Origin of the sequence: Streptococcus sanguinis SK1 = NCTC 7863 (assembly GCF_000194945.1) — a bacterium.
GTDB lineage: Bacteria > Bacillota > Bacilli > Lactobacillales > Streptococcaceae > Streptococcus > Streptococcus sanguinis.
The window spans coordinates 777,731-804,191 of the sequence record NZ_GL878507.1 but is presented as its reverse complement, the minus strand read 5'-3'; the positions used below and the strand labels follow the sequence as shown (position 1 = coordinate 804,191).

The 26,461-nt window shown below is 40.9% G+C and carries 28 protein-coding genes and 1 pseudogene; 26 read left to right on the top strand and 3 right to left on the bottom strand.

The window, feature by feature from the left end:
- Positions 1–17 precede the first annotated feature (17 nt).
- The 5 genes from HMPREF9378_RS06945 to HMPREF9378_RS06965 all read left to right on the top strand — a co-directional run bounded on the left by HMPREF9378_RS06945 (position 18) and on the right by HMPREF9378_RS06965 (position 4,984).
- Positions 18–692, top strand: a complete 675-nt coding sequence (locus HMPREF9378_RS06945) for a response regulator transcription factor (RefSeq protein WP_002897753.1) — start codon at positions 18–20, stop codon at positions 690–692.
- Positions 682–2,073 carry a sensor histidine kinase gene (locus tag HMPREF9378_RS06950; RefSeq protein ID WP_002913659.1) on the top strand — a complete coding sequence of 464 codons (1,392 nt, stop codon included), beginning with the start codon at positions 682–684 and terminating at the stop codon, positions 2,071–2,073. Before HMPREF9378_RS06945 ends, HMPREF9378_RS06950 begins: the two co-directional genes overlap by 11 nt.
- Before the next feature lie 15 nt (positions 2,074–2,088).
- The gene (locus HMPREF9378_RS06955) at positions 2,089–3,027 is read left to right on the top strand and encodes a ketopantoate reductase family protein (protein ID WP_002900555.1); all 939 of its coding nucleotides are present in this window, start codon (positions 2,089–2,091) and stop codon (positions 3,025–3,027) included.
- A 111-nt stretch (positions 3,028–3,138) separates the two neighbouring features.
- Positions 3,139–3,525, top strand: a complete 387-nt coding sequence (gloA, locus tag HMPREF9378_RS06960) for a lactoylglutathione lyase (RefSeq protein ID WP_002895748.1) — start codon at positions 3,139–3,141, stop codon at positions 3,523–3,525.
- Between the two features lie 61 nt (positions 3,526–3,586).
- Positions 3,587–4,984, top strand: coding sequence for a polysaccharide deacetylase family protein (locus HMPREF9378_RS06965; protein ID WP_002900553.1), 1,398 nt, complete (start codon positions 3,587–3,589; stop codon positions 4,982–4,984).
- 93 nt (positions 4,985–5,077) lie between these two features.
- On the opposite strand, the gene HMPREF9378_RS06970 is transcribed toward HMPREF9378_RS06965, so the two are convergent.
- Together HMPREF9378_RS06970 and HMPREF9378_RS06975 are read right to left on the bottom strand one after the other, a co-directional pair.
- A complete protein-coding gene (locus tag HMPREF9378_RS06970) occupies positions 5,078–6,169 on the bottom strand; it encodes a DEAD/DEAH box helicase (protein WP_002912245.1) in 1,092 nt (363 codons plus the stop codon).
- Positions 6,159–7,169 carry a Gfo/Idh/MocA family protein gene (locus HMPREF9378_RS06975; RefSeq protein WP_002900551.1) on the bottom strand — a complete coding sequence of 337 codons (1,011 nt, stop codon included), beginning with the start codon at positions 7,167–7,169 and terminating at the stop codon, positions 6,159–6,161. Before HMPREF9378_RS06975 ends, HMPREF9378_RS06970 begins: the two co-directional genes overlap by 11 nt.
- Before the next feature lie 79 nt (positions 7,170–7,248).
- Between HMPREF9378_RS06975 and udk the strand changes: the two genes are divergently transcribed.
- From udk to HMPREF9378_RS07075, 19 genes and pseudogenes are all read left to right on the top strand, one after another.
- Entirely contained in the window at positions 7,249–7,884 is a 636-nt protein-coding gene (udk, locus tag HMPREF9378_RS06980) for a uridine kinase (protein WP_032909529.1), read from the top strand.
- Positions 7,885–8,049: 165 nt separating this feature from the next.
- On the top strand, positions 8,050–8,694 hold the full coding sequence (locus tag HMPREF9378_RS06985; protein WP_002900549.1) for a YoaK family protein: 645 nt from the start codon (positions 8,050–8,052) through the stop codon (positions 8,692–8,694).
- A gap of 105 nt (positions 8,695–8,799) precedes the next feature.
- Positions 8,800–9,257, top strand: a pseudogene (locus tag HMPREF9378_RS11760) (hypothetical protein).
- A gap of 143 nt (positions 9,258–9,400) precedes the next feature.
- Complete coding sequence (locus HMPREF9378_RS07000; RefSeq protein WP_002900546.1) at positions 9,401–9,856, top strand: hypothetical protein; 456 nt, start codon at positions 9,401–9,403, stop codon at positions 9,854–9,856.
- Between the two features lie 149 nt (positions 9,857–10,005).
- Positions 10,006–10,440 carry a hypothetical protein gene (locus HMPREF9378_RS07005; RefSeq protein WP_002900545.1) on the top strand — a complete coding sequence of 145 codons (435 nt, stop codon included), beginning with the start codon at positions 10,006–10,008 and terminating at the stop codon, positions 10,438–10,440.
- A gap of 143 nt (positions 10,441–10,583) precedes the next feature.
- Complete coding sequence (locus HMPREF9378_RS07010; protein ID WP_002900544.1) at positions 10,584–11,021, top strand: hypothetical protein; 438 nt, start codon at positions 10,584–10,586, stop codon at positions 11,019–11,021.
- Complete coding sequence (locus HMPREF9378_RS07015; protein ID WP_002900543.1) at positions 11,014–12,789, top strand: DUF2974 domain-containing protein; 1,776 nt, start codon at positions 11,014–11,016, stop codon at positions 12,787–12,789. The genes HMPREF9378_RS07010 and HMPREF9378_RS07015 overlap by 8 nt, the downstream gene beginning before the upstream one ends.
- A complete protein-coding gene (locus HMPREF9378_RS07020) occupies positions 12,773–13,084 on the top strand; it encodes a hypothetical protein (RefSeq protein WP_002900542.1) in 312 nt (103 codons plus the stop codon). Before HMPREF9378_RS07015 ends, HMPREF9378_RS07020 begins: the two co-directional genes overlap by 17 nt.
- A gap of 11 nt (positions 13,085–13,095) precedes the next feature.
- The gene (locus tag HMPREF9378_RS07025; RefSeq protein WP_002900541.1) at positions 13,096–13,407 is read left to right on the top strand and encodes a hypothetical protein; all 312 of its coding nucleotides are present in this window, start codon (positions 13,096–13,098) and stop codon (positions 13,405–13,407) included.
- A 521-nt stretch (positions 13,408–13,928) separates the two neighbouring features.
- Complete coding sequence (locus HMPREF9378_RS07030; protein WP_032911214.1) at positions 13,929–15,497, top strand: 2-isopropylmalate synthase; 1,569 nt, start codon at positions 13,929–13,931, stop codon at positions 15,495–15,497.
- A 12-nt stretch (positions 15,498–15,509) separates the two neighbouring features.
- Positions 15,510–16,547 (top strand): 3-isopropylmalate dehydrogenase, encoded by a 1,038-nt coding sequence (gene leuB / locus HMPREF9378_RS07035; protein ID WP_002913656.1) that lies wholly within the window; start codon positions 15,510–15,512, stop codon positions 16,545–16,547.
- The gene (locus HMPREF9378_RS07040; protein WP_002913655.1) at positions 16,544–16,810 is read left to right on the top strand and encodes a DUF1294 domain-containing protein; all 267 of its coding nucleotides are present in this window, start codon (positions 16,544–16,546) and stop codon (positions 16,808–16,810) included. Before leuB ends, HMPREF9378_RS07040 begins: the two co-directional genes overlap by 4 nt.
- 1 nt (position 16,811) lies before the next feature.
- On the top strand, positions 16,812–18,194 hold the full coding sequence (gene leuC, locus HMPREF9378_RS07045) for a 3-isopropylmalate dehydratase large subunit (RefSeq protein WP_002913654.1): 1,383 nt from the start codon (positions 16,812–16,814) through the stop codon (positions 18,192–18,194).
- 9 nt (positions 18,195–18,203) lie between these two features.
- Positions 18,204–18,794: a 3-isopropylmalate dehydratase small subunit gene (leuD, locus tag HMPREF9378_RS07050; protein ID WP_002895722.1), complete on the top strand. Its 591-nt coding sequence runs from the start codon at positions 18,204–18,206 to the stop codon at positions 18,792–18,794.
- A gap of 99 nt (positions 18,795–18,893) precedes the next feature.
- Positions 18,894–19,673 (top strand): L-threonylcarbamoyladenylate synthase, encoded by a 780-nt coding sequence (locus tag HMPREF9378_RS07055; RefSeq protein ID WP_002897734.1) that lies wholly within the window; start codon positions 18,894–18,896, stop codon positions 19,671–19,673.
- Positions 19,674–19,846: 173 nt separating this feature from the next.
- On the top strand, positions 19,847–20,284 hold the full coding sequence (locus HMPREF9378_RS07060; protein WP_002900536.1) for a MarR family winged helix-turn-helix transcriptional regulator: 438 nt from the start codon (positions 19,847–19,849) through the stop codon (positions 20,282–20,284).
- A gap of 3 nt (positions 20,285–20,287) precedes the next feature.
- Positions 20,288–21,052, top strand: coding sequence for a nuclear transport factor 2 family protein (locus tag HMPREF9378_RS07065; protein WP_002913653.1), 765 nt, complete (start codon positions 20,288–20,290; stop codon positions 21,050–21,052).
- Between the two features lie 14 nt (positions 21,053–21,066).
- The gene (locus HMPREF9378_RS07070) at positions 21,067–21,795 is read left to right on the top strand and encodes an ABC transporter ATP-binding protein (protein WP_002913652.1); all 729 of its coding nucleotides are present in this window, start codon (positions 21,067–21,069) and stop codon (positions 21,793–21,795) included.
- Positions 21,788–23,308: an ABC transporter permease/substrate-binding protein gene (locus HMPREF9378_RS07075; RefSeq protein WP_002913650.1), complete on the top strand. Its 1,521-nt coding sequence runs from the start codon at positions 21,788–21,790 to the stop codon at positions 23,306–23,308. The genes HMPREF9378_RS07070 and HMPREF9378_RS07075 overlap by 8 nt, the downstream gene beginning before the upstream one ends.
- Positions 23,309–23,401: 93 nt before the next feature.
- Here HMPREF9378_RS07075 and HMPREF9378_RS11755 read toward each other — a convergent pair whose 3' ends face one another.
- A complete protein-coding gene (locus HMPREF9378_RS11755; protein WP_223330905.1) occupies positions 23,402–23,605 on the bottom strand; it encodes a DUF4368 domain-containing protein in 204 nt (67 codons plus the stop codon).
- A gap of 288 nt (positions 23,606–23,893) precedes the next feature.
- On the opposite strand from HMPREF9378_RS11755, the gene HMPREF9378_RS07080 reads away from it, so the two are divergent.
- The gene (locus HMPREF9378_RS07080) at positions 23,894–24,106 is read left to right on the top strand and encodes a hypothetical protein (protein WP_002913649.1); all 213 of its coding nucleotides are present in this window, start codon (positions 23,894–23,896) and stop codon (positions 24,104–24,106) included.
- Complete coding sequence (locus HMPREF9378_RS07085; protein WP_080557341.1) at positions 24,103–26,418, top strand: AAA family ATPase; 2,316 nt, start codon at positions 24,103–24,105, stop codon at positions 26,416–26,418. Before HMPREF9378_RS07080 ends, HMPREF9378_RS07085 begins: the two co-directional genes overlap by 4 nt.
- Positions 26,419–26,461: the final 43 nt, after the last annotated feature.

The following is a 26,461-nucleotide window of genomic DNA, read 5'->3' as shown; positions in this document are numbered from 1 at the left end:
TATTGGAGGAAAGAAAAATGATTAAAATTCTATTGGTAGAAGATGACCTTGGACTGTCAAACTCAGTTTTTGATTTTTTAGATGATTTTGCAGATGTAATGCAGGTTTTTGATGGTGAAGAAGGTCTATATGAAGCAGAAAGCGGTGTTTATGACCTCATCTTACTGGATCTCATGTTGCCTGAAAAGGATGGTTTCCAAGTGCTGAAAGATCTCCGAGCAAAAGGGGTTACAACCCCTGTTCTCATCATGACAGCTAAGGAAAGCTTGGATGACAAAGGACATGGCTTTGAGCTCGGCGCTGACGACTATCTGACAAAACCTTTCTATTTGGAAGAACTGAAAATGCGGATCCAAGCGCTCTTGAAACGCGCTGGTAAATTCAACGAGAATACTCTTTCTTATGGTGATGTGACTGTCAACCTATCTACAAATTCAACCACGAAGGCGGGTAAAGATGTAGAGTTGCTTGGTAAAGAGTTCGACCTCTTGGTTTATTTCCTGCAAAATCAAAATGTAATCTTGCCTAAGACTCAAATTTTTGACCGTCTGTGGGGCTTTGACAGTGATACCACTGTTTCCGTTGTCGAAGTGTACGTTTCAAAGATTCGTAAAAAACTGAAAGGAACGGCATTTGCGAAAAACCTACATACTCTTCGTAGTGTCGGCTACATTTTAAAAGATGCTGAATAAAATCAAGAAGACCTTTTATGCGGATGATTTCTCTTATTTCATTCGCTATTTTGGGTTGTTTACATTAATCTTCTCAGCCATGACCTTGATTATTATTCAGGTTATGCGCTCCAGCCTTTATACGTCAGTTGATGAAAATCTGAGGAATCTGAGTAATGATCCTAGTTCGGTAGCTGATTTGGCCTATCGGACGACAGGTCAGCAGTCTGATCCGAGCAATAAGGTCAACACTAAAAGTCCTAAAAGCAGTAAAGAGCCAGATGGTGATTCAGATGAAGAGCCTAAGCCTAACAATCTAACTACGCCAAATGTCAGCTCTAATACCTTTGCCCTGCTTTTGGATGATGATTATAAAAATATTTCCACCAGCAAGAGCGATGGTTTTCTGGACTTTAATTCATTAGAGTTTAACAAGTCCTATCTGAATCAAATCAAGGAGATTGTGTTTGGCAACAGCTTTGGTCAGACAGAAAGCTATCGGGCTTATCTCTTTGATATTGATCCTAAAAATGAGTACCCTGATATCAAGTACGCTGTGGTCATGACTAGTATCAGCCAGCTGGAGCAGACCAGCAGCAAGCATGAGCAACTGATTGCCATGGTTATGGTCAGCTTTTGGGGAATTTCCCTGATTGCCAGTATTTATCTGGCTCGGATGAGTGTCAAGCCTCTGCTGGAAAGTATCCAGAAGCAGAAGGCTTTCGTGGAAAATGCCAGTCACGAGCTACGGACTCCTCTGGCAGTATTGCAGAGCCGCTTAGAGACGCTCTTTCGTAAGCCTGAAGCTACAATTATGCAGAGCAGTGAAAATATTGCTTCTAGCTTGGATGAAGTACGGAATATGCGCTTGCTGACGACCAATCTGCTCAATCTGGCCCGTCGCGATGATGGCATCAAGCCTCAATATGGTGAAGTTGAACCAGAATTTTTTGATACGACCTTTGCTAATTACTGCATTATCGCAAGGGAGAATAAAAAAGCCTTTCATTCAGAAAATATGATCAAGCACCCTATTGTGACCGATCAAATTTTTCTCAAACAGCTGATGACCATTCTATTTGACAACGCTATAAAGTATACAGATGATGATGGCGTAATCAGTGTCATGGCTACTTCGACAGATCGCTACCTTATTTTCCGAGTGGCGGACAATGGTCCTGGTATCAGCGATGAAGATAAGAAGAAGATTTTTGATCGCTTTTATCGGGTGGATAAGGCTCGGACCCGTCAGAAAGGTGGCTTTGGTCTGGGACTTTCTCTAGCCAAGCAGATTGTCGATGCTTTCAAGGGCTCTATTTATGTCAAGGACAACAAACCAAAAGGTACGGTCTTTGAAGTTAAACTGCTACTGAAAGAAACGAAAAAGCGTTCTGTAAAATAGCGGGAGAGGCCTAATATGAACATTTTGGTTTATGGTGCTGGCACAATTGGTTTGACATACGCTTGGTTACTGTCTAATCAACATCAAGTTACTGTCTTAGTTAGAGAGCATAAGCTGTCGACTTTAGAGCAAGGCTTCACACTTTCTATTAAAGATTTAAGAAAAGATGATCAGGTCTATAAAGAACATCACTTCCAGCCGCCTCTGGTGACGAGTATTGCTCAAGACTATGACCTGATTCTCTTAACGGTAAATAGTTTGCAACTAGAGCAGGCATTGAATCATTTGGCGGATATAAAGGAAAAAGCTCATTTACTTATTTTACAGAATAACTGGAATATCAACTCCAAGATTCCTTCTTATTTGAACAGAAAGCAGGTGTCGTTAGCTTTTCCTTCTTCTGTTGGAGGAGGGCGAAAGAGTGATGGTCGGATCCAAGCTATCATTTTCAAAGAAGCTACGTTACTTGATGATGATTCTTACACAGCAGAGTTGTCTCCTATCTTCACAGCTAGTGGTATAGGCATTGATGCTATGCCTGACTTGGCTTCTTGGATGAAGGTTCACTGCCTTCAGGAGGCAGTAATGGCAGGTGCAGTTGCAGAAGCGGGGACTTTTGATGCACTCTTGAAAGATAAAAAAGCAATTCGAAAGATGATTTGCGCTTGGCGAGAAGGTTTAGAACTCTGTCAGCGATATGGCATTCCTAAACATCGTTATAAACCTACTAAATATCTATCCCTGCCCCTATTTCTCTTGGTTCCAGTAATGAAGTTCATGTTGAGTCAGCCTTTGGTTGCCGAAATGGTCACAAATCACATGCATTCAGGCTATGCCGAATGGGTTGATCAATATTTTGAAATCAAAAGAAGTGCTGAGAAAGAAAGCATTCCCATGCCTCAATGGAATTCGTATAGCGACTTCATTGAACATTTTTTGAAAAACAATTCTTAGCAGGCCTTGAGGCTTGCTTTTTATCTGCTTTTATTTACTTTTTTAAAAATTTAATATAAGTTTTGCCCAAAATAGGGTATAATAATAAACAAGAAAGAATGAGGTGAAATTATGGCATCAAAAATGTTACATACTTGTTTGCGTGTGGAGAATTTGGAAGCGTCTATCGCTTTTTATGCAGAGGCTTTTGGTTTTAAGGAGCTTCGTCGCAAGGATTTTCCGGATTATCAGTTTACTATCGTTTATCTAGGTTTGGAAGGTGATGATTATGAGCTGGAACTGACCTATAACTATGACCATGGTCCTTATGTGATTGGGGACGGTTTTGCTCACGTGGCACTTAGCACGCCAGACTTGGAAGGTCTGCACGCTGAGCACAAGGCTAAAGGCTATGAAGTGACAGATCCAAAGGGTCTTCCTGGTAACCCGCCTAATTATTATTTTGTAAAAGATCCTGATGGCTACAAGGTGGAAGTCATTCGTGAGAAGAGTCTCTAACATCTAGCTGCAGTTAATTTTGCAAGATAAATGATGATTTTTATTCATTTAGGACAGGTGTATGAAAAGACAAAATAACAAGAAACACGGTAAGAAAACACTCATTGTTCTTAGCTTACTAGGTTTGACTTTTGTTGCTGCTCTATTTCTGGGTGCTGTAAAAATTTACGCTATTTTCCAAGAAAAGGAACTGCAAGAGAAAGTTAGTGTGTTGATTGCTCAAGAAGAGACCTACCACGCTGAAAAAACTGAAAAGCAGAGCAAGATGATTGGCAGCCACTATGTGGAGTCCTTCTATCCTCTGCTAGATGGTCAGGTTATGGCAAGCGTCAAGGAGCAGATGGACGCTGATAGCCAGACGATTAAGGATAATCAGAAGAAGGACGATAAGATTGAGGAATTGACCTTCTACTATGCTGAGGAAAAAGAAACGAGCCTGAAGGATGTCAAAGAAGTACTGGTGCATCGCAAGGACTATCATGTTAAAGAGATGAAAATCAGTAAAGGAGAAGAGCGGGAAGTTGCTGACAGCTATCTCGGTCCAGACGACAGCCCTTTCACTCTGGATAAGCTCTTTCAGGATCCTGATGCAGCTAAGGAAATCTTCATCAACGAAATATCCAGCCAGCTGACCTTTAGACAGGCCGATGAGGCGGTGCAGACGGAAATTCTCAACACCCTCAATGGAACGGAGTTGGGTCAGTGGTCCTTCCGTTATGAGTACAGCCATTTTTCTATTAAGCTGAGTAAGGAAGTGCAAGGCTTAACCAGCATTGACGTTCCTTTGTCTAGCTTCTATGACCAGATTAATGCGGACTATCTGACTGGCGATGACTTGGCTGCTTATCAGAATTTTGAAGCTAAGAAGCATGTGAAAATGGTTGCTCTGACCTTTGATGACGGTCCAGATCCTAAGACAACACCGCAGGCTCTGGATATCCTTAAGAAATACGGTGCCAAGGCGACCTTCTTTATGGTTGGGCAAAACATTGCTGGTAATGAAGCGATTGTCAAGCGAGTGCACAATGAAGGTCATCAGATTGGGATTCATACATGGGACCATCCAGTCTTAACCAAACTACCTCTGGAGTCAGCCAAAAAAGAAATCCTTGATACCCAGACCGCTATTAACAATGTCATAGGCATCAAGCCAATGATTACGCGGCCTCCTTATGGAGCTATTAATACTACAATCCAAAATTCGGTTGACCAGTCCTTTATCATGTGGAATGTGGACAGCCTAGACTGGAAGACACGCAATACTAAAGCTATTATGCAAGAGATTGCTAAAACTCAGCCAGGTTCGATTATCCTCATGCATGATATTCACCAGACCAGTATTGACGCCCTACCAAGTGTCCTCGAGTATCTGAAGAGTAACGGCTATACTTTGGTAACGGTCGATGAGCTGCTGGAAGGCCAAATAGAGCCGCATCGTATTTATTACGGCAGAGACTAAGACGGTCCTTGGGGTTAGATGTTTGAAATCGTTGTTGGCAATGAGTAAAAGCAAAAAGCTTTGGAAACATTAGATTTCCAAAGCTTTTTCAGTTTAACTCGTTACATAAAGTTCTTGATTTTTTAATAGAATTTCACGAACGGAAGCGTATTTTTTCAATGTTTTCAGCTCTTCAGGATGGCTGATGAGGGTGATGACATAGCCTTCCTTGCCCATGCGGCCGGTTCGTCCAGAGCGGTGGGTATAGGTTTCTAAATCGCGCGGAAGCTCATAATTGACGACGCATTCTAGGGAGTCAATATCAATGCCGCGAGCAACTAGGTCAGTGGCTAGCAGGAGAGTAATCTGGTGCTCTTTGAACTTATCCAAAATCACCTTGCGGAACTTAACGTTGACATCGCTGGCCAGAGAAACCGCGTTGGCTTCACGATACTGGAGTTTTTCCTCAGCGCTTCCTAAGTCTGACAGAGCGTTGAAAAAGACTAGTCCGCGGAAATCTTCAACATTGGATAATTTGCGGAGCAAGTCCACCTTATCACGTTTTTCGACTTGCATGTAAAAGTGCTGGATGTTGTCCAAAACTTGGTCGTCAATGCTGATTTCTAGAGTATTTTCAGTAATCTTATCGTGGTCGAACTTAGCGGTGGCGCTCATATATATCAGCTGGTGGTTACGAGGCGCATAGTGGGTGATTTTATCTACAAAGTGATACTGAGAATCGCTGAGCAGCTGGTCAAATTCGTCCAAAATGATGGTTTCGACATTCATCATCTTGATTTTCTTGAGCTTGATTAATTCGAAAATTCGTCCAGGCGTTCCGATGATAATTTCTGGGCCTTTCTTAAGACGCTCAATCTGTCGCTTCTGGCTGGAGCCGGAGAGCAGAAGCTGGGCTGTCAGCCCTAAAGGCTCCGCCCAAGTCTTACAGACCTCAAATATTTGTCCAGACAACTCGGTGTTAGGAGCTAAAATCAAGAGCTGTTGGGCTTTTTTAGGTGTCAGCCTGAGCAGACTGGGAAAGAGATAGGCCAGAGTTTTACCAGTACCAGTCGGACTGATTCCCAGCACCGTATCGCCTGCAGAAATAGGCTCAAACATCTTCTCTTGAATAGCCGTCAAATCTTCAAAGCCCAGTTTAGCCAGCTGATTTTGCCAGCTCGGGGGAAATTGTTCCTTAATCATCATCAACCTCAAATCTAATGCCAGCGTCCTTGCGCATGCCAAATAAGCTTTCATGAACAGCCGCCGCCGCATCCAACCATTTCTCGTAAGCCGCATCCTGTCCGCCCTTGAGCACTCGCGCGAAAGCTTGAGCCTCTTCCAGCATGGTGTGGGGAGCACGCTTGATAGGTAGCACCTCCTCTTGGCCGTCCAGATTTTGGAAAATAGCAGAGCTGATAAATTCAATCCCGTCTAAAGTCAGAGTTCCCTGATCTGTGTAAATCTCTGCAGGCAGATTGCTGTTTATATTTTTACCGGCCTGAATCTGAACTTGAAAATCTGGATAGATGAGACAGCCAGCTCCATTTAAATCAATCGTATTAGCTAGCTGCTGGGCGCTGTAGCGAGCGAAGCGGGGATGGCTAAAAAGTCTGATAGCCGCATAGACTGGATAGACACCCAAGTCCATCAAAGCGCCGCCGGAAAACTTAGCTGAGAAAACGTTGGGTTGCTCTCCTGCAAGCAGAGCTTGCATTTTAGAAGAATACTTGGCATAGGTGAAGTTGGCTCCCAAGACGGTCTTGTCCTTGAGAAAATCACTGATCGTATCAAAGGCCTGCTCATGATAGTTGCGGGCAGCTTCAAAGAGATAGACTTGATGCTCGTCAGCCAGCTTGACCAATTCCCGCCATTCTTTGGGTCGAGAGACCGCCGGCTTTTCGACAATAACATGTTTACGAGCCAGAATAGCTACCTTGGCATGATTGAAATGCAGGCTGTTGGGACTGGCGATATAAACGACATCGATATCAGATGACAGAAAGTCCAGCATTTCAGTATAGACGGCTGTATTTTCATAGTTTTGCACAAAGCGCTCAGCAGAAGCCAGAGTCCGAGAGTAAACAGCTGCCAGCTGATAGTCGCCTGTTGAGTGAGCAGCCTTGATGAACTCATGAGAAATAGAACCTGTTCCGATGATTCCAAGTTTGAGCATAAAAACCTCCTTTTTTCTATTTTTAAGCATGTACTTTTTTTATTTTAGCTCTTTCATTATAACATGAATTGCGGTAAAATAGATAAGATAACAAGAGATGGAGCTTATAATGCAAAATAGACCTATTATTATTGGTGTAACTGGTGGTTCCGGAGGCGGAAAGACCAGTGTTTCTCGAGCAATTTTGGCTAATTTTCCAAACGAAAATATTGCCATGATTGAGCATGACTCCTACTATAAGGATCAGACGCATCTGACTTTTGAGGAGCGGGTGAAGACCAACTATGACCATCCTTTTGCCTTTGATACGGACCTGATGATTGAGCAAATCAAAGAGCTCTTGGCTGGTCGGCCAGTGGATATTCCCACTTACGACTATACGGAGCATACCCGCAGCAAAAAAACCTATCGTCAGGAGCCTCAGGATGTGTTCATCGTTGAGGGGATTTTGGTCTTAGAGGACCAGCGTCTGCGGGATTTGATGGATATTAAGATTTTTGTGGACACAGATGATGATGTTCGGATTATACGCCGGATTAAGCGGGACATGGAAGAGCGTGGCCGCAGTTTGGATAGCGTTATTGAGCAGTATTTGGGTGTCGTTAAGCCTATGTACCATCAGTTCATCGAGCCAACCAAGCGCTATGCGGATGTCATCATTCCAGAGGGAGCTTCTAATAAGGTGGCTATTGACCTGATTACGACCAAGATTGAAAAAATCCTTAAGGAAGCCAGAGAAGGCTAGGACAGGCAGCTTTTTAGTTCTGTCATTTGAGGAAATAAATAGTTGTCAATCTGGTGAATCGCAGTAGCTGCAAGATTTTTGAAATGTAATTTAGCAAGGGGAAGTGGACGGACTGAAATCCATGATTTTCGGAGTCTGGTCACTCCCTTATTTTGTGGGTGGTTTATGAAACAATTTGTAAAAAGAGAGTTTCACTCTCGTTCAAAATTTTTTGCCTGCCTCTTGACCTTTTGTGCAGGATTTATTGACGCCTATACCTTCATTGAGAGGGGAGGCACCTTGGTGGCAGGACAGACGGGAAATGTCGTTTTCCTTTCGGTTGAGCTTATCAATCAAGAGACAAGAGGAATTGAAGTAAAATTGGCAACTATGCTGGCCTTTATGCTGGGTATTTTTCTGATGACCGTTTTTCAGCATCATTTTGAGCATTCTTGGCGCAGGCTGTCCAGTGTTTTTCCCTTGATATTGACGACAGTTATCGCTGGATTTTTACCAGCAAATGTCCCCCATCTCTATATCGTGCCGCCACTGGCTTTCTGCATGGGTCTGGTCGCGACGGCTTTTGGCGAGGTGGACGGTATTGTCTATAACAACTCCTTTATGACGGGGAATATCAAGAAAACCATGGTAGCTTTTGGTAGCTATGCTCGAAACAAGAAAGGGAAAGATTTGAAAGAAGGCCTTTTCTTTGTTGCTCTATTGGCAAGCTTTGTAGTCGGAGCCATCATCTCTACCTATCTGATTCAATTTTACCTCCTGAAGACCATCTGGCTTGTTTCCCTGATTCTAACAGCTTTTCTCCTTTTCTGAGGCATTCAGTATATGAGGAGATGAGTGTGTATATTTTCTTAGAAACGAAGTGTCTTAAGAAGTGATATTGTGAAATTATAGAAAGTATTAGAAATATAAGAAAAAATGATGAAAAAAAGCAAAATAGCGACTCTATTAATTATAGCGCTAATTGTTACTCTGATTATTGGAGTAACAATTATGACACTTCAAAATAAAAATTTGTTTACACATGAAACTAATCAGGAGAAAAAGGAAGAGCAAGATCCGCGTAAAAACAACTTGCTTATCTCAAAAGGCATGAAGAAGAGTTGACCGACTTTGTTAAAGCTTTGAATTCTAAGGTTGAAAGTGTTCAGTTTAATTGGGACAGTATGAAGGTCGAAGACATAGGGAATGGCACCTCACAAGGCGGTGGATATATTTTGACCTTGGATGGTAGAATAAATAATAACAAAGACACTGAATTTACATTAGGAATCCCTTTAAACTACGATTCAAATGAAGTTCCTGATAAGCTAGTTATTTATGAAATGCAGCCGATAAGAATTTTGGAAGGGAATGTGTGGGATATTTATGAGTAACAGTAATTTAAAGAGTTTTGACAATCTTTATGCAGATTTGGCGCAATCAGCCAATTTCTAATTTAACTAGAATACTTTTCAAAAGTATTTTTTTAATGCATTCATGATATAATAATAGTAACTTCTATTCTTAAGGAGGACAAATGGTGAAAAAAAGAAAAATAGCTACTCTATCAATCGTAGCGCTAACCACTACTCTAGTTATTGGAGGGACAATCATGACAGTTCAAAATAAAAATTTGTTTACAGACGGAACCAAGCAGGAGAGAAAGGAAGAGCAAGATCCGCATGAAAAGCAATTGGATTATTTGAAAGAGCATGAGGAGGAAATTATAGAGTTTGTAAAGTCTAAAAATCCAAAGATTGAATCAGTTCAGCTTATTTGGGATAGTTTAATTGTTGAAGAGATAGGGAATGGGACTCCTCAAGGAGCGGGTTTTAATCTATCGTTGAAAGGAACTTTCAATCATATAAAAGATTCTGATTTTACAGTAGATTTTCCGCTAGAAAATGAGAATGCTATCCCTTCGATAGATTTAATTGGAATGCTAAATCCACCTAGTGTATTAAAAAATGGAGGATGGGACAAATATGAGTAATAATAATTTAAAAACATTTGATAATTTTTATGGAGATTTAGCGCGGTCAGTCAATTTCTAATTTAACGAGAATACTTTTCAAAAGTATTTTTTAATGCATTCATGATAGAATAATAGTAACTTATTATTATGCACAAGGAGGCTAGAAGATGAAACAAAAACAAATAGCGATTCTATCTGTGGCAGCAGTAATAGCTTCTCTGGTCATAGGAGGGACAATTATGACACTTCAAAATAAAAATTTGTTTACACATGGAACTAAGCAGGAGAAAAAGGAAGAGCAAGATCCGCATGAAAAACAGCTTGCTTATCTTAAAAAGCATGAAGAAGAGATTAAGGAGTTTGTGAAATCTCAAAATTCAAAGATAGAATCAGTTCAAATTGATTGGAATCAAACGCGCTGGGAAGAAGTTGGAAATGGAACCCCACAAGGCGGAGGGGAAGTTGTGAGTATATTTGGTGAATTTAATAATTTAAAAGATTCAGACTGGAATGTTCTAATAGAAATCAAAGATGGAAAAGTTGATTTAGAAAGCATGGGTATCAGCAATGGTATAAGATTAGGAGGTGAGCTTTTTAAGTAACAGCAATTTAAAAACATTTGATAATTTATGTGAAGATTTAGCGCAGTCAGCCAATTTCTAATTTGATGAGAATACTTTTCAAAAGTATTTTTTTAATGCATTCATGATATAATAATAGTAACTTCTATTCACAAGGAGGACAAATGGTGAAAAAAGGCAAAATAGCTACTCTATCAATCGTAGCGCTAACCGCTACTCTAGTTATTGGAGGAACAATTATGACACTTCAAAATAAAAATTTGTTTATACATGGAACTAAGCAGGAGAAAAAGAAAGAGCAAGACCCACATGAAAAACAGCTGGCTTATCTTAAGAAGCATGAAGAAGAGATTAAGGAGTTTGTAAAATCTCAAAATTCAAAGATAGAATCTGTTCAGATAGATTGGAATGAAACCATGTGGGAAGAAGTTGGAAATGGAACACCGCAAGGAGGAGGTGAGGTTGTAATAGTTGGAGGAGGCTTCAATAACATAGAGGGATCAACATGGCAGGTTATGTTTAGAATTAAAAATGAGCAAATTGCTTTTGATACTATGATGCAAGGAAGCCCATTGCGAGTAGGAGGTAGAATTTTTGAGTAATAGTAATTTAAAAAACTTTGATAATTTTTATGCAGATTTAGCTCAATCTGCTTACCATGGAAGACCAATTAGATTCCCCTATGAGTCTCAATTGAAAGATAATCAAAAAATATTAGATAATGGTGGCTCTCTAGAATTTGATTTCTCAAATGATGCTTATGTAAGGGATGAAGATGGGAAGGTAACAGAAGTCACCCCTGGAGGTAAGAAACTCGATAATGATGGCAAAGTTTACTTGCAGCCAGATCCAGATTTGCATGTTGAAAAGGGATTAGATTTACCCTTTGTGGATGATAATGATAAGAAAATTGCTGATTATAAAGAGAAAGCAGGTTTAGGCCCTTACCAGAAAGGTCGTTTAACTAATGAGAGAGTTGGCTTTAATGCATATTTTCTAACAGATACACCGACTTTGGGCAAGGATACAAAGCATACTTATATGGCTATTCGAGGCAGTGATGGTTTTAATATTAAGAGATTTAAGAAAGAAGGAATTAAGCCTTTAAATCTGAATGACTGGCTTGTTAATGATGCTAATTTTGCTTTATTTGATTCGCATATACCTCAGGCTAGACTAGCAACGGAGGGAATGAAAGCCACCATTGCAGAAATGAGCGAGAAAGCTCCCAATGCTACGATGGATCTTACAGCCCACTCGCTGGGGACTATGGTGACAGTTCAAGGAATAGCTAATCTGAGCCAACAAGAATTTGATAAAATTGGAAAGGTCGTTCTTTTCGATGGACCGGATACTACCGATAGTTTGAAAAAAATGGGAGTTGATGATGATAGGATTAAAGCGATTAGCGCAAAACTTGAATACTATGTCAATCCCTTTGATATTGTTAGTATGCTCAATCGTGAAAATACAATCTATAATTTAGAGAAACCTGGAGAAAAGCCAACTCGTAAGGAATTGGGAACAGCTCATATAGTTGTGCCTCTTCATTATACTCGCTTTGACTTTATGTCTGATAGTGCTCATGATTTTGGTGTTTTTCAGGCAGACGGCAAGGGGGGATTTTTAGTCGCTTCAGAAGATTTTCATCCAGAACTTCTGAGAGCAGGGGAGAAGCTTGCGAGATTAGAAGCGAAATTTTTAGATTTGCTTCGTATGCAAGGTTTGACTGATGATGAGGCGATAAAATTCATGAATGCTGTTGTTGACGTTTCTTCTTTTGGAACAGCAAATTTTGCGCGTGCAGGTATTTCTACATCTGCTTTCTATGAATTTAAGCGGGATTATCAAGCAATCATTGATGAAGCACGTAGAGAGTCGATGAAGTGGGACAAGAAGATGATTCCAAGCTATCAGAAACAGCTTGGAAATGGCAATCTTACAGGTGAAGAGAGAATTTTAGTTCGTGCTCGTCTCCTTCAGACCGCAGCTCAGTTGGCTATCTTTGAAATAGAAGATAAAGTTAAGCATGTCAAAACCTTATTGTCGGATGCCAAGGAATCTGTCCAAAAGATAATTAATGACGCAAGAACAGAGGCATTCGGTCTTGCTACTTATTTGAGCGACTCAGAAGTGGAGAGTTTATTGATTGATTTCGATATAAAGCACTACTGGGACGATTCGGTTGAAACAAATACAAACACATCCGCAAAAGGATTCCTGACAGAGATTGAACAGTTGGGAACGACTTTGGTCAGAGCAAGTGGAGATTTTGCAGCAGTCGATACTCAGCAAGCTGAGGATTTCAATAATCTCTTAGCAGATGTGAAAGGATCATGGAGGGTTATTGAAAATGCTTATACCAAATGATGATGCGCTCGTAACTAGAGTGGAGTTAGAGAGACAGTTTAAAGAAAAGATGAAGGAGCAGGAGAGGCAGGCTATCAAGGCTTTGATAGTGGCCAAAGAGCTGCTTATCCTTGCAAAAGGATTAGATCTGGCAGCTCAGCTACAGGCGGCGGCTTTGGATATGAAAAATTATGCTTCTACTAACTATGTCAATGATATTAAGGGTGGATTTGAAGGGAAGGCAGCGCAAGCTGCTGAAACTCATCTAACTCAGACGATGCAGATGCCTTCTTTGGATAGCCCGATTAAGGGATAGGAGGTGAGGCAATGCTGGATAAAAAGAAGCTTCAGGAACTGGAAGATGAACATGCTCTAAAAATGCGTGAGTTTGAGCGAGTAGAGACAGACTTAGATACATACTACTATAAGTTTGACAGAGAGACGAACAAACTCTTAGAGGCAATTTCTTATGCATGTAGAGAGGTTCCTTTGACAGCGGCTCAACCTTATATTTTTCAAATAGAGGATAATCTGGAACAATACCATCAGCAATACAAAAAGCGCATAGACGATGTTCTAGAAGCTCGCTATCAGGAGAACAGACGCTTTCAGAATAAGCTGGATGAAGTGAGTAAATAAACTATGCTACGATTCCTGAAAAAATAGAAGAAGCAAAGTTACCTCACTTCCTTTTTCTCGTATTTACAGTTTAAATCCCCAAAAATAATCCAGCATATTAAAAATTTTCAGAAAATATCGACTTTTTCTTGACAGGTTTATGATACTGTGTTAGAATACTAAACAATAAGAAACCATCTCAAGAAGGAGTTAGTCAAACATGAAGTCAACCCAATCTTCAAACTTTGCTTTGTTGTTGCGTTACTCGGGCTAGTGCAAAAGCATTAGTCCTGTTTGGCTTACCAAGCGGGAGTAAATCAACATCTCGCTTGTTCTTCAAGTGAGATGTTTTTTATTTCACCTATCTTACCTCAAACTCTGATGAGGAAGAAATGGTTTCTAAAGGAGCGACGGGAGTGGGAGTTTATCTTGATTTTTCTGAAATCAATTTGTCTCAGACCGTCTCAGTCATTGAACACGACCTAGAAGTTTGGAAAGAATTTTTCCTAATTGGTCTATGTATCTTAGAAAAGGAGTTGTCTATGACACGCAAAGTTGAGTTTTTTGATACCAGCCTCCGGGATGGCGAGCAGACACCAGGAGTGAATTTCTCTATCAAGGAGAAGGTGGCAATTGCCAAGCAGTTAGAGAAGTGGGGGATTTCAGTCATTGAAGCTGGTTTTCCTGCTGCGAGTCCAGATTCTTTTGCTGCGGTGCACGAGATTGCTAAAGTCATTACAAAAGCTTCTGTTACTGGTCTGGCGCGTTCGGTCAAATCCGATATTGATGCCTGCTATGAAGCGCTCAAGGATGCCAAGCATCCACAGATTCATGTCTTCATTGCGACCAGTCCTATTCACAGAGAGTTCAAGCTGAAAAAGTCCAAGGAAGAGATTTTAGAAGCTGTGAAAGAGCATGTCTCCTACGCGCGCTCCAAGTTTGATATAGTCGAGTTTTCACCAGAGGATGCGACACGAACAGAGCTGGATTTCCTTTTTCAGGTGGTACAAACAGCGGTTGATGCAGGTGCGACTTATATCAATATTCCAGACACAGTCGGCTTTACCACGCCAGAAGAGTTTGCAAATATTTTCGACTACCTAGTGGCAAATGTGACTTCTGATCATAAGGTGGTATTTGGTGTTCATTGCCATGATGACCTTGGCATGGCAACGGCCAATACTTTGACGGCTATCAAGCACGGTGCTGGTCGTGTTCAGGGGACTATCAATGGAATCGGTGAACGGGCTGGAAATGTAGCACTGGAAGAAGTAGCAGTTGCCTTAGAGATTCGTCAGGACTATTATCAGGTTGAGTCGGATATCGTCCTTAATGAAACCATCAACACTTCTGAGCTGGTGTCCCGCTTCTCAGGTATTCCAGTGCCTAAGAACAAGGCAGTCGTTGGTGGCAATGCCTTCTCTCATGAGTCCGGTATCCATCAGGATGGTGTTCTTAAGAATCCACTGACCTATGAAATCATCACACCTGAGCTGGTTGGAGTCAAGAGCAATTCACTGCCGCTTGGCAAGCTGTCTGGTCGCCATGCCTTTGTCGAAAAACTTAAAGAACTAGCTCTGGACTTTGCAGAATCTGAAATCAATGATCTCTTTGCTAAGTTTAAGGTCTTGGCTGATAAGAAAAATGAAGTCACAGACGCTGACATTCGGGCTCTGATTGCCGGAACGACTGTCGAAAATCCTGAAGGCTTCCACTTTGATGATCTACAGTTGACGACCAATGACGACCATACCATCACAGCGGATGTGCAGCTGGTTAATGGCGACGGCGAGACGGTCAGCTGTGTAGCAGAAGGTAAGGGAAGTGTCGAAGCTATCTTTAATGCCATTGACCAATTCTTTAACCAGTCTGTTCAGCTTTTGTCTTATAACATCGAGGCGGTAACGGATGGTATTGACTCTCAGGCTCGCGTCTTGGTAGCTGTTGAAAATACGGATACAGATACAATTTTCAACTCCTCTGGTATTGACTTTGATGTTCTTAAGGCCAGCGCCATTGCCTATATCCATGCCAATACCTTTGTGCAAAAGGAAAATGCTGGTGAAATCGGCCATCAGGTATCCTACCGCGATCTGCCTGCAAATAATTAGAAGGAAGCGACTATGACAAAAGAAATTGTAGCTCTGGCGGGTGATGGTATCGGACCAGAAATCATGGAAGCGGGTCTTCAAGTGCTGGCTGCTGTTGCGGACAAGTTCGGCTTTACTTATCATGTCACGGAGAAGGCTTTTGGGGGGGCTGGTATTGATGCGGAAGGTCATCCTCTCCCTCAGTCAACTCTGGTAGCAGCCAAGGAGGCGGATGCTATTCTCCTAGCAGCTATCGGTAGTCCCCAGTATGATAATGCCCCAGTTCGGCCGGAGCAAGGTTTGCTCGCTCTGCGTAAGGGGCTTGAACTCTATGCCAATATCCGTCCAGTTAAGATTTTTGATGCTCTTAAGCATTTGTCTCCTTTGAAAGCAGAGCGAATTGCTGGTGTGGATTTCGTGGTCGTGCGCGAGCTGACTGGTGGGATTTACTTTGGTGAGCATATTTTGGAGGATAAATCTGCTCGTGATATTAACGACTACAGCTATGAAGAGGTGGAACGAATTGTCCGTAAAGCCTTTGATATTGCGCGTGCTCGCAGAAAGCGCGTGACCAGTATTGACAAGCAAAATGTGCTAGCGACATCCAAACTCTGGCGTAGAGTAGCAGATGAGGTGGCCAAGGATTATCCAGATGTGACCTTGGAGCACCAGCTGGTGGACAGCGCTGCGATGCTCATGATTGCCAATCCTGCTAAGTTTGACGTTGTGGTAACGGAAAATCTCTTCGGCGATATTCTCTCAGACGAGTCCAGTGTCTTGTCAGGGACGCTGGGAGTTATGCCATCGGCCAGTCATTCGGCTGCAGGACCCAGTCTTTACGAGCCTATCCATGGTTCAGCTCCTGATATTGCAGGGCAAGGTATTGCCAACCCTATCAGTATGATCCTTTCTGTAGCCATGATGCTGCGGGATAGTTTTGCAGAGTTTGAAGCTGCAGAAGCTATTGAAGCAGCAGTGGAGAAGACTTTGGCTCAAGGGATTTTAACCCGAGATCTGGGCGGTCAGGCGACAACAGCTCAAATGACGGAGTCAATTATTAATAATTTATGAAATGGATATTAACAGGTATTTGCCTACTTTGGAACCTTATCGTTTTCCTGCTTTATGGCTGGGATAAGCGTAAGGCTAAGAAAAATCACTACCGCATTCCAGAGAAGACTTTGCTCTTGTCAGCATTGGCAGCCGGAGGTTTGGGCGCTTTATTAGGCGGTCGACTCTTTCACCACAAGACCAGAAAATGGTATTTCTGGCTGGCTTGGATTTGCGGAATAATAGTGGAAATTGGAATTTTATATTACATATGGAGAAGCTAGTATGGCTGGAAAATCGATTTTTGATAAGCTGTGGGAAAGGCATCTGATAACTGGTGAAGAAGGCCAGCCCCAGCTTATGTATGTGGATCAGCATTATATTCATGAAGTGACCAGCCCTCAGGCTTTTCAGGGCCTTCGAGATGCAGGTCGCAAAGTTAGACGGCCGGATTTAACCTTTGGAACCTTTGACCATAATGTTCCTACGGTCAATATCTATGATATTCGGGATGTGATTTCCAAGGCTCAGATTGATAAACTTTCTGAGAATGTCAAGGATTTTGGCATTGAACACGCGGCTCACGGATCGGAACTGCAGGGGATTGTCCATATGGTTGGACCGGAAACGGGCAAGACTCAGCCGGGCAAATTCATCGTCTGCGGTGACAGTCACACGGCTACTCACGGAGCTTTTGGAGCTATTGCTTTTGGAATTGGTACTTCGGAGGTGGAGCACGTTTTTGCCACGCAGACCATTTGGCAAGTCAAGCCTAAGAAAATGCTGGTCAAATTTACTGGGGTGCCACCTAAAGGTGTCTATTCCAAGGACTTTATCCTCGCTCTGATTGCCCGATATGGTGTGGCCGCTGGTGTTGGTCATGTGGTCGAGTATGCTGGTGATGCGATTGATCATCTGACCATGGAAGAGCGCATGACCATCTGCAATATGTCCATTGAGTTTGGCTCTAAGATGGGCATTATGAATCCCGACCAGAAGACTTATGATTACGTTAAAGGGCGGCCGGACGCTCCCAAGGACTTTGAAGCAGCGGTAGCTGATTGGAAGACTTTGGTCAGTGATCCTGATGCCGTCTATGATAAGGTCATTGAGATTGATGTTTCCACGCTTGCACCAATGGTGACTTGGGGAACCAATCCTTCTATGGGAGTAGAGTTCGGTGCAGCTTTCCCAGAAATCCGCGACATGAACGACGAGCGCGCCTACAATTACATGGACCTCGCCCCGGGTAAGAAAGCAGAAGATATTGACCTAGGTTATATCTTTATCGGCTCATGCACTAATGCCAGACTCAGTGACTTGCAGCTGGCTGCTAAGTTTGTCGCTGGTAAGCACATTGCTCCCAATCTGACAGCTATCGTCGTACCAGGCTCTCGTCCGGTCAAGAGGGCTGCTGAAAAGATGGGACTGGATAAGATTTTCATGGATGCAGGCTTTGAGTGGCGCGATCCCGGCTGCTCTATGTGCCTGGGAATGAATCCAGACAAGGTGCCAGACGGAGTTCACTGTGCCTCGACCAGTAATCGGAACTTTGAGGATCGGCAGGGATTTGGAGCTAAGACTCATCTTTGCAGTCCAGCCATGGCAGCAGCGGCAGCCATTGCCGGGCGCTTTGTAGACGTCCGCCAGCTACCGGAGGTCCAGTAAGGAAGGTTTATGGAAAAATTTACAATTTACACGGGGACAACAGTCCCCCTCATGAACGATAATATTGACACGGACCAAATTTTGCCCAAGCAGTTTCTCAAGTTGATTGATAAAAAAGGTTTTGGCAAGTACCTCATGTACGCATGGCGCTATCTAGACAATCAGTACACGGAAGATCCTGATTTTGTCTTTAATAGACCGGAGTACCGCAAGGCAACTATTCTGATTACAGGGGATAATTTCGGGGCTGGTTCCTCTCGGGAGCACGCTGCCTGGGCCTTGGCTGACTATGGCTTCAAGGTAGTCATTGCTGGATCTTTCGGAGATATTCACTACAATAATGAGCTTAACAACGGTATGCTGCCTATCGTCCAGCCGCTAGAAGTACGGCAAGCCTTGGCGAATCTGAAGCCGACAGATGAAGTGACGGTGGATTTGGAGCAGCAGAAGATTTTTTCGCCGGTTGGAGAATTCTCCTTTGACATTGATGGAGAATGGAAGCACAAGCTCCTCAACGGTCTAGATGACATTGGCATTACACTGCAGTATGAGGATTTGATTGCAGAATATGAAAAAAATCGTCCATCTTATTGGCAGTAACCTTATTTTTTCTATATTGAGAAAATTCTGAAAAAACCTTGTCTCCGATAAAAATATATGGTAAAATAAATCTTAATTTAATAGAAAAGGAAGAAACTTATGACAAAACACATTCAATGGAACGGACAGCTTTCACAAGAAGGTTATGATATCTTGAAAGGCGATGGTGGCTGTATCGTTTGCCCGACCAAGGTGGGTTACATCATCATGACCAGCGATAAAGCTGGCTTGGAGCGTAAGTTCGAAGCTAAGGCTCGTAACCGTAATAAGCCAGGTGTTGTCCTCTGTGGCAGTATGGATGAGCTCCGTGCTTTGGCTCAGCTAAATCCGGAAATTGAAGCTTTTTATCAAAAGCATTGGGATGAAGACATCCTCTTGGGCTGTATCCTTCCATGGAAGCCAGAAGCTTTTGAAAAGCTCAAGGCCTTTGGCGACGGTCGGGAAGAGCTGATGACAGATGTTCGTGGCACTAGCTGTTTTGTTATTAAGTTTGGTAAGGCGGGCGAGCAGCTGGCAGCTAAGCTTTGGGAAGAAGGCAAGATGGTCTATGCTTCCTCAGCCAACCCATCTGGTAAAGGAAACCGCGGCAAGGTAGAAGGAATTGGCGAGCGCATCGAAAATGCTGTTGATTTGGTTATTGAAGCAGACGACTATGTAGCCTCTATCCAGCCAGACAAGACCATTGAAACTCGCTACGAGCAAGGTGTTATGGTCTCTATGGTAGACAAGGATGGAAAACTGATTCCAGAACAAGGTGGGCAACGTTCCATCTCACCAGCACCAGTGGTCATCCGCAAAGGCTTGGACATCGACAAAATCATGATGCACCTGTCTGATACCTTTAACTCATGGGATTACCGTCAGGGTGAATATTACTAATATAAAAAAGAAGCTCAGTGTAAGAAGGGGATTTCCTGTTTATACTGGGCTTTTTTGTTTATAATCTTTATTCAGTTTAAAATTATTTCCAAATAGAACAAAATGCTTGACAGATATAATTCTAGATGTTACAATTTAAAAACGATTCGATATAGAAATAAATTGGAGGGAGTATGAAAGACAGTCATTTGGTAGCCTATCATATTCGTTTGTTGAATGGGCGGATTTTTCAAAAGTTACTGAATCAGGATCCTGAAGCCCTTTATCGGAGTGAACAGGGCAAGATTCTCACAGTTTTATGGAATAGTGAAACGGGCTGTGCGACGGCCACAGATATTGCGCTGGCGACAGGACTGGCCAATAATACGCTGACGACTATGCTGAAAAAGTTGGAAGAACAGGGGTTGGTGACCTTTAGTCAGTGTGGTTTAGACAAGCGAAAAAAATATGTCAAGTTGACGGAGCAAGGTTGGTCCCAGAAAGAAGTTGGCCATCGTATCAGTCAAAAATTGGATGCTATTTTTTATAAAGGTTTCTCAGAGGAAGAAATTCGCCAGTTTGAAAGTTATCAGGAACGCATCTTAGCGAATTTAAAAGAAAAAGAGGCATAAATCATGTCAAAACAAGTTGAAAATGCACAAAATTTATACATTCATGCCATTCAAGATGGGCGCGTTGCCGAGGCTCAAGCTCAGTCTGTAGGGGATACCTACATTCAACACTCAACAGGTGTGCCAGATGGGAAAGAAGGGTTTGCGGCTTTCTTTGCAAATTTCTTTGAGCGCCATCCCGAGCGTGAGATGAAGATTGTTCGCACCATTGAAGACGGCAATCTAGTCTTCGTCCATGTTCATCAATATCTCAATGGCGGGGAAGCTCAATGGGTGACGACTGATACTTTCCGTGCGGATGAGAATGGCCGTATCGTGGAGCATTGGGATGTCATTGACTACTATCGTGTTCCAGAAAATGGACAGTTAGACCAGATCTTTGGAGATTTTGAAATCAAGGATTTGGACAAGACAGTAGCAAATAAAAAAACCGTTCGTCGTTTCTTGACAGAAATTTTCCAAAATGGGGAGCTAGAGCAGTGGAGTGATTATGTGGCAGAAGATTTGATTCAGCATAATCATGAGATTGGCCAAGGAAGTCAGGCTTATAAAAACTATGTAGCTGAGCACGATCTTACTTTTGACTTTGTTTTCCAGCTTTTGGGTCAAGGGAACTATGTGGTTAGCTATGGGCAGACTCAGATAGATGGGGTGGCTTATGCCCAGTATGACATCTTCCGTTTGGAGAATGGATTAATTGTGGAGCATTGGGACAATAAAGAAGTCATGCCTAAGGTAGAAGACTTAACTAATCGAGGGAAGTTTTAAATTGAGGACAAAGAATGATTGAATATAAAAATGTAGCGCTAGGCTATACAGAAAAGGATGTCTTGAGAGATGTCAACTTACAGATTGAGGATGGTGAATTTATGGTTTTAGTAGGTCCTTCTGGGTCCGGTAAGACAACCATGCTCAAGATGATCAACCGTCTTTTAGAGCCAACAGATGGAAACATCTATATGGATGGCAAGCGCATCAAAGACTATGATGAGCGGGAGCTGCGCCTTTCTACAGGCTATGTCTTACAAGCGATTGCCCTCTTTCCAAATCTAACGGTGGCTGAAAATATCGCTCTCATTCCTGAAATGAAAGGATGGAGCAAGGCAGATATTCAGCAGAAGACTGATGAATTGTTGGAGCTAGTAGGCTTGCCTGCTGATGACTATGCCCAGCGTATGCCGAGCGAGCTGTCTGGTGGTGAGCAGCAGCGGGTGGGTATTGTCCGTGCCATTATCGCCCAACCCAAAATCCTGCTGATGGACGAGCCTTTTTCTGCTCTTGATGCTATCTCGCGAAAGCAATTGCAGAGCTTGACCAAGAGTATCCATGACCAGTTTGGGATGACGACAATCTTTGTGACTCATGATACGGACGAGGCCTTGAAATTGGGGAATCGGATTGCTGTTCTGCAGGAAGGAGAGATTCGTCAAGTGGCGACACCTGAGGAAATCTTATCTGCACCTGCGACCAGCTTTGTAGCAGATTTGTTTGGAGGTGTTCAACATGGCTAATTTGTTTTCTACCTTTCAGGAGCGCTTTGGCGAATGGTTGGCAGCCTTAGGGCAACATCTCCAGCTGTCTCTTCTGACCTTATTAGTGGCGATCTTCTTGACCATTCCGCTCGCTATCTATCTTCATAGTCACAAAAAGACAGCCAATTGGGTGCTGCAAATTGCAGGAATCTTTCAAACCATTCCTTCAATGGCCTTGCTGGGACTCTTTATCCCCCTTATGGGGATTGGTACACTACCAGCACTGACTGCTCTGGTGATTTACGCTATTTTCCCGATTTTAGAAAATACTGTCACGGCTTTGAATGGGATTGATCCTAGTTTAGAAGAAGCCGGAGTCGCCTTTGGGATGACCAAGTGGGAGCGACTCAAAAAGTTTGAACTGCCTCTAGCTATGCCTGTCATCGTGTCAGGAGTTCGGACAGCAACGGTTATGATTATCGGGACAGCAACTCTAGCAGCTCTTGTCGGAGCTGGTGGACTAGGTTCCTTTATCCTTCTAGGAATTGACCGTCGCAATGCCAGTCTGATCTTGATTGGAGCTATTTCATCTGCAGTTTTGGCTATTCTTTTCAACAGTCTCCTTAAATGGATGGAAAAGGCTAAGCTTCGGACTGTATTTACAGCTTTTGCTGTCTTAATACTCGGACTTGGTGCGTCTTACACACCGAGTCTGCTTCCCAAGCAGGAGAAGGATCATCTGGTTATAGCTGGGAAATTGGGTCCAGAGCCAGAAATTCTCATGAATATGTATAAACTCCTCATCGAGGAAAATACGGATATGACTGTGACGGTCAAACCAAACTTTGGTAAAACCGACTTCCTTTATCAAGCTTTAAAGAAAGGTGATATTGATATCTATCCTGAGTTTACCGGTACGATTACCGGAACTCTCTTGCAGCCTGCTCCAAAGGTCAGTACTGATGCTGAAGAAGTTTTTGAAGCAGCACGTGATGGAATCAAAAAACAGGACAATCTAGTCTTGCTCAATCACATGGCCTATCAGAATACCTATGCAATTGCAGTTCCCAAGAGTGTCGCCAAAGAATACAATCTTAAAACCATCTCTGACCTTAAGGCAGTTCAAGACAAGCTCAAGGCAGGGTTCACCTTGGAATTTAATGACCGTGAAGATGGAAACAAGGGGCTTCAATCTGTCTATGGACTGAATCTCAATGTATCAACTATGGAGCCAGCCCTTCGCTATGATGCGATTCAATCAGGCGATATCCAGATTATGGAAGTTTACTCAACTGACCCTGAAATTGAGCGTTATCAACTTCAGATTTTAGAAGATGATAAGCATCTTTTCCCTCCTTATCAAGGGGCACCTCTCCTGAAAGCTGAATTGCTAGAAAAGCACCCTGAATTGGAAGGTGTTCTCAATAAGCTGGCTGGTAAAATTACGGAAAGCCAGATGAGCCAGATGAATTATCAAGTTGGCATTGAAGGCAAAAAAGCGGAAGCTGTTGCGCGTGACTATCTGGTCAAGGAAGGACTTCTAAAAAAATAAGCAAAAAAGTTAGACTTTGTTAGACTGATTTAAAGCAGTTTAGTTAATTTAGGTATGTTAGTGGGTTAGTTCATCTGGCTCACTTTTTGTTACTTAGTTTTTTACGGAATTGCAAAAAATCTTTATTTGGGTAATACGATTGTGTTTTGTACTAGTTAGCTTATTAATCGTATTTTTATCAATCAGCTCACTTACAGCCTTGTCAATTAATTCTGGAAGTTTTGTACATTTCAAAATTCTTACTATAAACTTAGAGATATCGTGGCTGTCTTCTTGTTGTTTGGAGAGTTTTTCGATTAATTTAGAAATGAAAGGCTAAAGTTGTTTTTGTCCTTCTTTGTAAGTTTGGCTTAATTTTACGAATCGTTCGTCAATTTAGAAATTCTAATGAATCTTTACATTATCTGATTTTTCCAACCAAAATATTAAAGTAGAATACGATAAACTACACGGTAAGTCATGTGAAAAATAGCTTTTAAAAAGTTGCTTAAGGCTATGCTCTGCCTCACTTTATCTTTACAATATGATATAATAAAAGCGGTAGCTTTAAGTTATTTCTAAATAAAAAGAGGGGTATGAGTATATATGAAAAACAACGCCATTGATTATTTAATAGACCTAGCTGAAAAAGGTGATTGTAATGCTTGGTTATCCTATATTATAAAATTCTTTATTGAGAAACAAGGAATTATTGATGATAATGCAAAGAATGATTTAGCTGATTATTTACTTCAGAGAAAAAAAATACCAAATATAGTATCTCCATCTACTAATTTTAGTACAAAAAACGAAAAATAATATTAACAAAATTAGAACATCACTCGGGTGTAAATGCCCTTTCGGAAGAACAAAGCCTTTCTTTCTCTTCAGAAATTAACATCATTTATGGCCTTAACGGTACTGGAAAGAGTAGTTACTTCAGAATACTAAATAATATGACGGGATATATGAAATCTAAAAATATTTTGCAAAATATTTTTAGTGAGTCTCCAAAGAATATTAATGTTAATATTGGATATAGTATAGATGGCACCCCAAAATCAAGCGCTTGGTCAAATACTTCGACTATTTCAGATTTACGATCAATTAGAGTTTTTGATACAGAATATACTAATAAATATTTACAGAAAAGAAACGCAGATGAACTACTAATTAAACCCTATGCACTTTCATATTTTTCTGAGATAAGTGAGTTAATAGTCAAAATAAAAGAATTAGCAGAAGAAAAAATCAAATCGGATGAGGAGTCATTACCGAATATTAATCTTGATAAGGTTACAGAAGATTTCAGAGAATTTTTAAAAAAAGATAGTTTTGAGAAGCAAGATATTGATAAAATAAAAAGCTTTGAAAGTTTTTCCTCAGAAGAGCAAAGGCAACTTGAAAATGTTAAAAAATCTATAGAAAATCTTAAAAAAACAAACTCAGATGATGCAATTAAGATTAATAAAATAAAACTTGATAAACTCAAAAAAATAAAGTTAGAATTCAAGAACTTAATTATGTTCCTTGAGGAAGAGCAAAAAAGTGTAGATAATCTAGTTATGAGAAGGTTGAAACTAAGACAGGAGCATTCAACTGCTAGACAACAGTTCGAACTTTTTAGCAAGATACCTGGTACCGATAGTGATACTTGGATTAATTTTATTAAATCAGGAATAATTTATTGTGAAGAATTTAAATTGAAGGATACCTGTCCATATTGTCATCGCTCTTATGATAAAACCTCGTTAGAGATTACAAAAGCTTACTCAAAATTTATAAAAGACACTACCCAAACTCAATTAGACGAAAATACAGCAAGTATAAAGGAAAAAATTATAAAATTACAGACCATTTCTTTGGTGGATTTACAGAGCGAAGAGATTCAACTTTCCCTTGAACAAAAGTCTGAACTTATGACCTTAAATGAGCAGATAATTAAAAATACAGAATCACTTTTAAGTAAATTGAGAGAGCAAGATCTTATAGAAGCACCTAAAATACAAGAAGAGTTATTAAATAACCTGTCTAAAGAAATAGATAGCACCAAACAATTGCATACTGAATTAAATTCTGAACAGTCTCAGAGAATAGAATCTTTAAAGAAATACAATCAGCAATTAATAATACTTGAAGAGAAAGAGTCGCTGAGCTCTCAATTTATCGAACTTAGTGAATTTATTAAGAAAAAAAATAGATTATTTCAAGAAAGAAAATCAGTATCTGAGATAAATATTTCAAAATTAAGTTTTTTAAGTAAAAAAGCACATACTGCCTTGCTTACAGACAATCTCTTAAAAACATTTAAACAAAATTTGAAATTGCTTGGTTTAAATAATCTATCTATTGAATTACAAGGTTCTAACAGTAAAGGGAAACAACAAACAGAGTTGGTTTTAGGTGCCAATAAAAATATAGAAGACATCTTGAGTGAGGGTGAGCAAAAAGCCACCGCTTTAGCTTTGTTTATCTCTGAAATTAGTCTTTCAAACAATAAAAGTGCTATAATTTTTGATGATCCTGTTAATAGTTTGGACCATCGCATTATGAATAATTTTTCTGAATTATTAATGTCATTAGAAAACCAAATTATTATATTTACCCATAATAAAATGTTTCTCGATGGATTCATGATAAGTTCACTAGGTCATATATGTAAAAATACAAACGGAGGATGTAATAAATCTAAAGGTAAGCATGTTTATCTTTATGAAACTTTGAGTGAAGGAAAAGACCGAAAAGGCATCATAAAAATAAAACAAACTGAAAACTTATCTAATTATATTTCTGATATTAAACAATCATTATTAGAGAGTCCATTGTCAGATAATAGTAAACAGCTTATTTGCAGTAAACTAAGAAGATCGGTTGAATTTGCTATTGATGAAATAATTTTGAATAAGCAAGTACCTACTAAATATAGTAATAAAAAAAGCCGAATCAACTGGGAAGAATTAAAGAAAATCGAAAACAATTCGGAGATCATTGACACATTACATGTTATTCATGGGCGTTGCTCAGGTGGAGCATTACATAATGGAACTGAGAATGAAGAGAACCCAATTGATAAAGATGAACTAATGGATATGTTACAGAAAATCAAGAGCATACAGACTAGCCATCGATAAATTTATATAATTTATAAGTGTTTTAAGGAATATATAAAATAAA

Coding starts and splice junctions, on each gene's coding strand:
- HMPREF9378_RS07010 (WP_002900544.1), top strand. CDS start 10,584: ATGGTGAAAAAAGGCAAAATAGCTACTCTATCAATCGTAGCGCTAACC.
- leuC (WP_002913654.1), top strand. CDS start 16,812: ATGGCTGGAAAATCGATTTTTGATAAGCTGTGGGAAAGGCATCTGATA.
- HMPREF9378_RS07025 (WP_002900541.1), top strand. CDS start 13,096: ATGCTGGATAAAAAGAAGCTTCAGGAACTGGAAGATGAACATGCTCTA.
- HMPREF9378_RS07055 (WP_002897734.1), top strand. CDS start 18,894: ATGACAAAACACATTCAATGGAACGGACAGCTTTCACAAGAAGGTTAT.
- HMPREF9378_RS07060 (WP_002900536.1), top strand. CDS start 19,847: ATGAAAGACAGTCATTTGGTAGCCTATCATATTCGTTTGTTGAATGGG.
- HMPREF9378_RS06950 (WP_002913659.1), top strand. CDS start 682: ATGCTGAATAAAATCAAGAAGACCTTTTATGCGGATGATTTCTCTTAT.
- HMPREF9378_RS07030 (WP_032911214.1), top strand. CDS start 13,929: ATGACACGCAAAGTTGAGTTTTTTGATACCAGCCTCCGGGATGGCGAG.
- HMPREF9378_RS06955 (WP_002900555.1), top strand. CDS start 2,089: ATGAACATTTTGGTTTATGGTGCTGGCACAATTGGTTTGACATACGCT.
- leuD (WP_002895722.1), top strand. CDS start 18,204: ATGGAAAAATTTACAATTTACACGGGGACAACAGTCCCCCTCATGAAC.
- udk (WP_032909529.1), top strand. CDS start 7,249: ATGCAAAATAGACCTATTATTATTGGTGTAACTGGTGGTTCCGGAGGC.
- gloA (WP_002895748.1), top strand. CDS start 3,139: ATGGCATCAAAAATGTTACATACTTGTTTGCGTGTGGAGAATTTGGAA.
- HMPREF9378_RS06975 (WP_002900551.1), bottom strand. CDS start 7,169: ATGCTTAAAAATAGAAAAAAGGAGGTTTTTATGCTCAAACTTGGAATC.
- HMPREF9378_RS07005 (WP_002900545.1), top strand. CDS start 10,006: ATGAAACAAAAACAAATAGCGATTCTATCTGTGGCAGCAGTAATAGCT.
- HMPREF9378_RS06945 (WP_002897753.1), top strand. CDS start 18: ATGATTAAAATTCTATTGGTAGAAGATGACCTTGGACTGTCAAACTCA.
- HMPREF9378_RS07020 (WP_002900542.1), top strand. CDS start 12,773: ATGCTTATACCAAATGATGATGCGCTCGTAACTAGAGTGGAGTTAGAG.
- HMPREF9378_RS07075 (WP_002913650.1), top strand. CDS start 21,788: ATGGCTAATTTGTTTTCTACCTTTCAGGAGCGCTTTGGCGAATGGTTG.
- HMPREF9378_RS07000 (WP_002900546.1), top strand. CDS start 9,401: ATGGTGAAAAAAAGAAAAATAGCTACTCTATCAATCGTAGCGCTAACC.
- leuB (WP_002913656.1), top strand. CDS start 15,510: ATGACAAAAGAAATTGTAGCTCTGGCGGGTGATGGTATCGGACCAGAA.
- HMPREF9378_RS06985 (WP_002900549.1), top strand. CDS start 8,050: ATGAAACAATTTGTAAAAAGAGAGTTTCACTCTCGTTCAAAATTTTTT.
- HMPREF9378_RS07065 (WP_002913653.1), top strand. CDS start 20,288: ATGTCAAAACAAGTTGAAAATGCACAAAATTTATACATTCATGCCATT.
- HMPREF9378_RS07040 (WP_002913655.1), top strand. CDS start 16,544: ATGAAATGGATATTAACAGGTATTTGCCTACTTTGGAACCTTATCGTT.
- HMPREF9378_RS06970 (WP_002912245.1), bottom strand. CDS start 6,169: ATGATGATTAAGGAACAATTTCCCCCGAGCTGGCAAAATCAGCTGGCT.
- HMPREF9378_RS06965 (WP_002900553.1), top strand. CDS start 3,587: ATGAAAAGACAAAATAACAAGAAACACGGTAAGAAAACACTCATTGTT.
- HMPREF9378_RS07080 (WP_002913649.1), top strand. CDS start 23,894: ATGAAAAACAACGCCATTGATTATTTAATAGACCTAGCTGAAAAAGGT.
- HMPREF9378_RS07070 (WP_002913652.1), top strand. CDS start 21,067: ATGATTGAATATAAAAATGTAGCGCTAGGCTATACAGAAAAGGATGTC.